Raw genomic sequence first — 7493 nt, forward strand, 5'->3', positions numbered from 1 at the left:
GGCCTCCCATTGAGTGTACCCTGTTGGGAGGCCGGGAGGGGGTGCGGGCCGGTGCCGCGCTCGACCGACAGGTCGAGTCTGACAAACGACTCCCTTTGCGGCGAACTTCCGTCAGGAAGTTCCTGCCGAAAGACCTCCCTAATCCACCCGGTTCTCGCGCTTGATCTTCTTGGCGAGCGACCATTTGTGGACTTCGGTCGGCCCGTCATAGATGCGGAAGGCGCGGACCTCGCGGAACACCTGCTCGACGATCGTGTCGCCGGTAACGCCGGTCCCGCCCATCACCTGGACGCAGCGGTCGGCGATCCGGAACAGCGCCTCGGACACCGCGACCTTTGTCATCGAGCTTTCCGCCGTGCCGAGCGCGCCGGTGTCGAGGACGCCCGCGCACCAGTCGATCATCAGTTCGGACTGTTTCAGGTCGATCAGATTGTCGGCGAGCTGGAAGCCGACGCCCTCATGGTCGATCAGCGGCTTGCCGAAGGCCTGGCGCCGCACCGCATAATCGGTCGCGATCTCGTGGGCGCGGGTGCAGGCGCCGTGCCAGCGCATGCAATGGGTGAGCCGCGCGGGCGCCAGCCGGATCTGGGCGAGCGCGAACCCCTCGCCCGGATCGCCGAGCATCTGATCGGCCGGCACGCGCAGATTGTCGATCGCGACGACCGCATGGCCGCCCGGCATCGAGCTGTCGATCGTGTCGAGCACGCGCTCGATGCGGATCGCGGGATCGGGCAGGTCGACGAGGAACATGCTCGCCCCCTCCTCGGCCTTCGCCATCACGATGCCGACCTTCGCGCCCTCGGCCCCGGTGATGAACGCCTTGCGGCCGTTGATCACCCAGTGATTGCCGTCCTGCGTCGCCGTCGTCCGCATCATCGAGGGGTCCGAGCCGGCGCCGTTCTCGCCGGCCGGTTCGGTCATGAAGAAGGCCGAGCGCGCCTTGCCCTCGACCAGCGGCTTCAGGAACCGCTCGCACATCTCGGGCGATCCCGCCTTGCCGAGCAGATACATGTTGCCCTCGTCGGGCGCGGCCGTGTTGCAGGCGAGCGGGCCGAGCGGCGAGAGGCCCGACTTGCGCAGCACGAGCGCGGTCTCGGCATGGGTCAGATGGCTGCCGTCGGCGAGGATGTGCGGGGTCAGCACGCCCGCCTGGCGCGCCAGCTCCTTGAGCTCGAGCGACAGGTCCTCGGTCGGGCCGTGCGCCTCGCAGCGCGGGTCGCTCTCATAGGGGGCGACCGTCTCGCGGACGAAGGTTTCGACGCGCGCGGCGATGGCGCGCGCGCGATCGGAGATGGCGGCACTCTCGGTCATGGAATTTCCTTCGGCGGTGACGGGCTAGAGTTCGAGCATCTGCTTGCCGCGATTGGCGCCGGTGAACAAGCGCTTGAGCGTCTGCGGCGCATTCTCGAACCCGTGCTGGATGTCCTCGCGATAGGCGAGGCGGCCGTCCTGGACGAAGCCTTCCAGGCGCTTGCGGATGGCCGGGAATTCGTCGGCCCAGTCGAGCACGATGAAGCCCGCCATCGATGCGCGGCGGAAGATCAGGTTGAAATAGTTTTTCGGACCCGCAGGCAGGTCGCCGGTCTCGTAGCGGCTGATCCCGCCGCAGATCACGACCCGCGCGCCGGTCGCGATCTCGCCGAGCATGGCGTCGAGGATCGCGCCGCCGACATTGTCGAAGACGACGTCGACGCCCTTCGGGCAATGCTCCTTAATCTGCCGGCGCACCCCGCCCGCCTTGTAGTCGATCGCCGCGTCGTAACCGGCCTCGTCGACCAGCCATTTACACTTGTCCGGCCCGCCGGCGATGCCGACGGTGCGGCAGCCGGCGATCTTGGCGAGCTGCCCGACGACCGAGCCGGTCGCCCCGGCCGCGCCGGAGACCAGCACCGTATCGCCCGCCACCGGCTTGCCGATCTTGAACAGCCCGCAATAGGCGGTGACCCCGGTCGTCCCGAGCACCGACATCATCGCGGTCGGCGGCAGTTCGGTGTCGACGCGGACGAGCCCCGCGCCGTTGGAGATGTGATATTCGGTCCAGCCGGTCGTCCCCATGACGAGATCGCCGACCGCGAACTTGCCGTCCTTGCTCTCGACGACCTCGCTGATCGCGCCGCCGCGCATGACGTCCCCGATCGCCATCGGCGCGACATAGTCGGCGATATTCTCCATCCAGCCCTTCTGCGCGGGATCGAAGCTCAGCCAGCGCGTCTTGAGCAACATCTCACCGGGCTGCGGATCCGGCAGCTCGGTCTCGGCGAGCTGGAAATCGCCATCCTCGACGCCGCGGCCGCGCGGATGGTCGGCCAGCAGCCATTGGCGGGTCGTGGTGGTCATGGGCTTCTCCTGAAAATCCTGTCGTCACGCTGAAACGGTCCGATCGGCGTCTCTCCGTCATCGCGCGGGCGCTTCATCCTCCGAACGCCTCTCGATACAGATCGCTGTCGGCCGAATAATAGTTGCAGTGGAACCCGCCGGGCACGCGGAACGGGATATGGACGCGGGCGATCGGGCCGTTGGCGATGTCCTGCGCTTCGAAGACGGCGAGATCGGTCTCGTTGGTTTCGGGGCTGTAGACCAGGGTCATCGCATAGCCGTCCGCCTCGTCGGTGCCGCCGAGCCGCGGCGCGAAGATCAGCTCGCCGGCCGCCGCGCCCTTGCCGAAATCGTGGAGATCCTCGGCGCCGGTCTCGGTGTCGATGCGCATCACCGCGTCGAGCCCCTCGGCCCGGGCGTCGCGCGCGCGGATGTTGATGTTGCAGAAGCCGTGCCGCGTGCGCCGCATCATCTTGCGGTCGTCGGGCCGGGGGAACTGCATGTCGCGGTCGGTCAGCGCCTCTTCGCGCACCTCGTTCGTGTCGCCCGACAGGTCGAACGTCCATCTGGTCAGGCCGAAGCGCGTCTCGCCATGCTCGGGCATCTCGCCCTGCTCGTTCGGGAAGAGCGGCGCGCGGTGCGAGGAGGCGACGATGGCGACGATCCGGCCGTCCTCCTCCCAGGCGTTCAATTCGTGGAACATGTGGCGCGGCGGCATGGTGAACCAGCGGACGTCCGCCGCCGTCCCGTTGCGCGGCATCACCGCGAAGCGCGCCTCGCGCCCGTCGACCCAGGCCGTCATCGGCCCGCCCTGCATCATCCGCTCGAGGCTGATCTCGAGCGGCATGACCGGGAAGACGACCCAGTTCTCGGTCGCCAGGAAGGTGTGCATCAGGGTCGTGAACGGCACCTCGATGATCTCGCTGCCGGTGACCCGCCCGGCCTTGTCGATATGGTCGTAGCGGATTTCCTTCGGCCCCATCGGCCCGTGGATCATCGATCCGAAATTGAGCATCTCGCCGGTTTCCCAGTCGAGCTTGGGATGGGCGGAAAAGGTCGTCGTGATCGCGCCGTCATAGTGATATTCCGAGATCGTCGAGAGGTCGCGCGCGCCCATCTCGACCGGCGGCGCGCCCTCCATCAGCGCGAGCAGCTTGCCGCCATGGAGCACGATATTGGTGTTGCCCGTATTGTAGCGCGTGTCGCCGGTCGAGGGATCGCTGGTCATCGGATTGCCGAACGCGCCGTAGAGCTTGCGCCCCGCTTCCAGTTCCTTTTCGAACTTGCCGGTGCGCACCCAGCGGTTGCGCATCGATACCCGCCCGTCCTCGATGAAGAAGCCGAACACCATCCCGTCGCCGTCGAACCAGTGATAGGTGTCCTCGCGCGGCGGATAGAGCGGGTCCGGCCCGTTGCGGTAGAAGACGCCGGCCAGGTCGTCCGGTATCTCGCCGGTGACGATGAGGTCCGGCGCCTCCGCCTCGAAACGGATCGGCGCATGATGGCCGGTCAGATAGGGCGCATCGGGAAATTGCTGGGCCATGGCTATAGCTCTCCATATTGGCGTAGACGGCGCATGGATGCCCCGTCCGTCATTGCGAGGAGCCGCAGGCGACGCGGCAATCCAGAGCGTGTCGATCGATCATCCGATATTCCTCTCGCCTTCGGGCCAGTACGCCTTGCGCAGCTCGCGCTTCAGCACCTTGCCCGAGGGATTGCGCGGCAGCCCGTCGACGAAATCGACCGATTTGGGCACCTTGAAGCCCGCGATCCGATCACGCGCGAAGGCGATCAGCTCGGCCTCGCCGGCCGCCTCGCCTTTGGCCAGCACGACGAGCGCCTTGACCGCCTCGCCCCATTTCTCGTCCGGCACGCCGATCACCGCGACGTCGGCGACCGCCGGATGGTCGCTGAGCGCATTCTCGACCTCGGCCGGATAGATATTCTCCGCGCCCGAGACGATCATGTCCTTCACCCGGTCGAACAGGTAGAGATAGCCGTCTTCGTCGACATAGGCGGCGTCGCCGGACCGGTACCAGTCGCCGTGAAACGCCCTGGCGGTCGCCTCGGGCAGGTTGTGATAGCCGGCCATGACGAGCGGCGAGCGGACCAGCACCTCGCCGACCTCGCCGGTCGGGAGTTCGTTGCCGTCCTCGTCGGCGATGCGGATCTCGACATCGGGAAAGGGCTTGCCGCATCCCTTCATCCGCTCGGTGCCCGCCGGGTCGTGATCCTCGGGCGGCAGGTAGACCACCGTGCCGCTGGTCTCGGTCGCGCCGTACATCTGCACGAACTGAGCTTCGGGAAATTTCGCCATCGAGCGTTTGAGGATATCGAGCGGGATCGGCGAGGCGCCGTAGAGCAGCTCGCGCATCGAGGGGAAGGTCTTGCCCTGGGCGTCGGGGTGGCCGAGGATCATGTTGAGCACGGCCGGCACCGCGAACATCTTTGTGATGCCGTGGGTTTCGACCGCCGCGATCAGGTCCGCGATATCGGGCTGCTGGAGCAGCACCATCGAGGATTTGCCGCGCAGCCCCTGCATCGTCCAGGCCGATCCGCCGATATGGAATTGCGGCATCGCAACGAGGCTGACATCGCTCTCGTCCCATTGCGCCCAGTCCTCGCCGGTCCTGTCGCCCTGGGTCAGCGAGGCGCGCAAGCTGCCATGGGTGAGCAGCGCGCCCTTGGGATGGCCGGTCGTGCCGCTCGTATAGAGCTGCAGCGCGACCGTATCGTCGGCGAGATCGCCGACCGCCCCGTCCGGCTCGCACACCGCGATTCCGTCCGCGAAGCGCGGCGACCCGTCATGGTGGCCATCGGTGAGCACGACCCGGCCGATACCGGCCTCGGCGACCGCCGCCTCGACGGTTTCGAGCCGCGCCGCTTCGGTGACCAGCAGGTCGATGCCCGCATCGCGCAGGATGAAGGCGATCTCGCGCGCCACCAGCCGCCAGTTGATCGCGACGGTGACCGCGCCGATCCGCTGCGCGGCCTGCATCAGCACGACATAGTCGAGGCTGTTCATGCCGAGATAGCCGACCCGGTCGCCCCGCCCGATGCCCGACGCGCGCAGCCAGGCGACGCCGCGCAGGATGCGGTCGTACAGTTCGCGATAGGTCAGCCGCCGCTCGCCATCGACGATCGCCGGATGGTCTGGCAGTGCCGCGGCGGCGCGCTCGGTCAGGCCGGAAACGAAATCGGTCATGCTTGTCCCGCAAATCCTCCATCCTCTGGCTAACCCAGCCGGCCGGAAAGCGGTATCCGCCAAAATGTTAGTTGCCGCGGCGGGGCGACGCGGCGCACCCTGCCGGACGGTCAGGGAGAACGAGCATGGATCACGGAAAACCGGTCATCGCGGCGCTGATATCGGGCCTGGTGCTGCTCGCCGCCTGCGCCCCGGATGCCGGCGCGCGGGAACAGGCCGCCGAACGCCCCAATATCCTGATCATCCTCGCCGACGATCTCGCCTATTCCGATATCGCGCCCTATGGCGGGGAGATCGACACGCCGAGCCTCAGCCGGCTGGCGGACAACGGCATCACCTTCAGCTATTTCCATACCTCGCCGATGTGCTCGCCGTCGCGCGCGATGCTGCTGACCGGCGTCGCCCAGCATCGCACCGGCTATGGCTCGATGGCCGAATTCCTGTCCGAGAACCAGCGCGGCCAGCCCGGCTATGAGGGCTATCTGAACGACCGGGTCGTGACCCTTGCCGAGATCCTGCGCGAGGAGGGCTATGCGACCTATATGACCGGCAAATGGCATCTGGGCGGCCAGAGCAATCCCGCCCAGCGGGGCTTCGACCGCAGCTTCACGCTGGTTCAGGGCGCGGGCAGCCATTTCGACGATCGGGGCTATGCCGATTTCATGCCGACCGTCACCTATCTGCGCGACGGCGAACCGGCGGCGCTGCCCGACGACTTCTATTCGAGCGACTTCTACACCGACGAGATGATCCGCTATCTCGACGAGGGGCGCGAAAGCGGCGAACCCTTTTTCGGCTATCTCTCCTTCACCGCGCCGCACTGGCCGCTCCATGCCCCGGCCGAAACGATCGCCAAATATGGAGACCGCTATCTCGAGGGCTGGGAGGCGCTGCGCAGCAACCGGTTCGCGGCCCTGCAGCGGATCGGCATGGTGCCGCCGGACGCGGTGCTGGCGCCCAGCCTCGATTCGGTGCCCGACTGGGAGTCGCTGACCCCCGAGCAGCAGCGCTATCAGGCGCGGCTGATGGCCGTCTATGCGGCGATGGTCGACCGGCTCGACCAGAATGTCGGGCGGATTCTCGACCATCTCGAGCGGACCGGCGAACTCGACAACACGATCATCATCTTCACCTCTGACAACGGCCCCGAAGCGATCGACTTCACCACCGATCCGATCTTCCCGCCGGCGACCGACTGGGTCGCGGAGAATTTCGACAACAGCCTCGACAGCCTGGGGAGCGCCGAATCCTATCCCTTTTACGGCCGCCCCTGGGCGCAGGCCGGCGCGGCCGGCCACCGCTATTACAAGACCTTCGTCGCCCAGGGCGGCATCCATTCTCCGCTGATCATCTCCTGGCCCGGCCGGATCGACAGCGGCGGGCGGACGCGCGCCTTCGCGACGCTCGTCGACATCGCGCCGACGTTGCTCGACATGGCGGGCGTGGCCCGGCCCGGGCCGCGCTTCGCCGGGCGGCTGATCGAGACGATGACGGGCCGCTCGATGCTGCCCTATCTGACCGGCGAGGCCGAGGGCATCTATCCCGAATGGGACGGCCAGGGGTTCGAGCTGTTCGGCAACGAGGCCTTTATCGCCGGCGACTGGAAGATCATGCGGCTCCGCCGCCCGGCGGGAAGCGGCGAATGGGCGCTCTACAATCTCGCGCGCGACCCCAACGAACTGACCGACCTTTCCGCGGCCGAGCCCGCAATCTTCGCGCGGCTGATGGAGCGCCACCGGGCCTATCTGCGCGACAATGGCGTGATCCTGCCGCCCGACGATTTCAACATGTTCGCGGCGGCCGGGGCGGACGGGGACGACCACCAATAGCGTAGTCGTGGCCGGGCTTGAGCGCGGCGGGAGTTTTGTCCGTCAGAACGTTACAAGCGCAACTTCGGGGCGGAGTCTTCTGTCAGACTCGACCTTGCGGTCGAGCGCCGCACCGCCCTCCGATGGCATCCAGCGACGCTGCG

5 protein-coding genes are annotated in these 7493 nt (G+C 67.2%); 1 reads left to right on the top strand and 4 read right to left on the bottom strand.

The genetic code is table 11. The features are described from left to right. Window positions 1-138 precede the first annotated feature (138 nt). The 4 genes from ACTS1X_RS04165 to ACTS1X_RS04180 form a co-directional block, all read right to left on the bottom strand. Complete coding sequence (locus ACTS1X_RS04165; protein ID WP_442613118.1) at window positions 139-1311, bottom strand: acyl-CoA dehydrogenase family protein; 1173 nt, start codon at window positions 1309-1311, stop codon at window positions 139-141. Between the two features lie 24 nt (window positions 1312-1335). Then, window positions 1336-2337: an NADP-dependent oxidoreductase gene (locus ACTS1X_RS04170; protein ID WP_442613119.1), complete on the bottom strand. Its 1002-nt coding sequence runs from the start codon at window positions 2335-2337 to the stop codon at window positions 1336-1338. A gap of 73 nt (window positions 2338-2410) precedes the next feature. After that, window positions 2411-3859: a carotenoid oxygenase family protein gene (locus tag ACTS1X_RS04175; RefSeq protein ID WP_442613120.1), complete on the bottom strand. Its 1449-nt coding sequence runs from the start codon at window positions 3857-3859 to the stop codon at window positions 2411-2413. A gap of 99 nt (window positions 3860-3958) precedes the next feature. Further along, complete coding sequence (locus ACTS1X_RS04180) at window positions 3959-5521, bottom strand: long-chain-fatty-acid--CoA ligase (protein WP_442613121.1); 1563 nt, start codon at window positions 5519-5521, stop codon at window positions 3959-3961. Window positions 5522-5646: 125 nt separating this feature from the next. Between ACTS1X_RS04180 and ACTS1X_RS04185 the strand changes: the two genes are divergently transcribed. Further along, window positions 5647-7350 carry an arylsulfatase gene (locus tag ACTS1X_RS04185; RefSeq protein ID WP_442613122.1) on the top strand — a complete coding sequence of 568 codons (1704 nt, stop codon included), beginning with the start codon at window positions 5647-5649 and terminating at the stop codon, window positions 7348-7350. The last annotated feature ends 143 nt before the right edge of the window (window positions 7351-7493 follow it).

Origin of the sequence: Parasphingopyxis sp. (genome assembly GCF_052168275.1) — a bacterium.
In the GTDB taxonomy this organism is placed as follows: domain Bacteria; phylum Pseudomonadota; class Alphaproteobacteria; order Sphingomonadales; family Sphingomonadaceae; genus Parasphingopyxis.

What these genes read in the sequence shown, in the direction of transcription:
- ACTS1X_RS04165 (WP_442613118.1), bottom strand. Translation starts at nt 1,311, where the DNA reads ATGACCGAGAGTGCCGCCATCTCCGATCGCGCGCGCGCCATCGCCGCG.
- ACTS1X_RS04170 (WP_442613119.1), bottom strand. Translation starts at nt 2,337, where the DNA reads ATGACCACCACGACCCGCCAATGGCTGCTGGCCGACCATCCGCGCGGC.
- ACTS1X_RS04175 (WP_442613120.1), bottom strand. Translation starts at nt 3,859, where the DNA reads ATGGCCCAGCAATTTCCCGATGCGCCCTATCTGACCGGCCATCATGCG.
- ACTS1X_RS04180 (WP_442613121.1), bottom strand. Translation starts at nt 5,521, where the DNA reads ATGACCGATTTCGTTTCCGGCCTGACCGAGCGCGCCGCCGCGGCACTG.
- ACTS1X_RS04185 (WP_442613122.1), top strand. Translation starts at nt 5,647, where the DNA reads ATGGATCACGGAAAACCGGTCATCGCGGCGCTGATATCGGGCCTGGTG.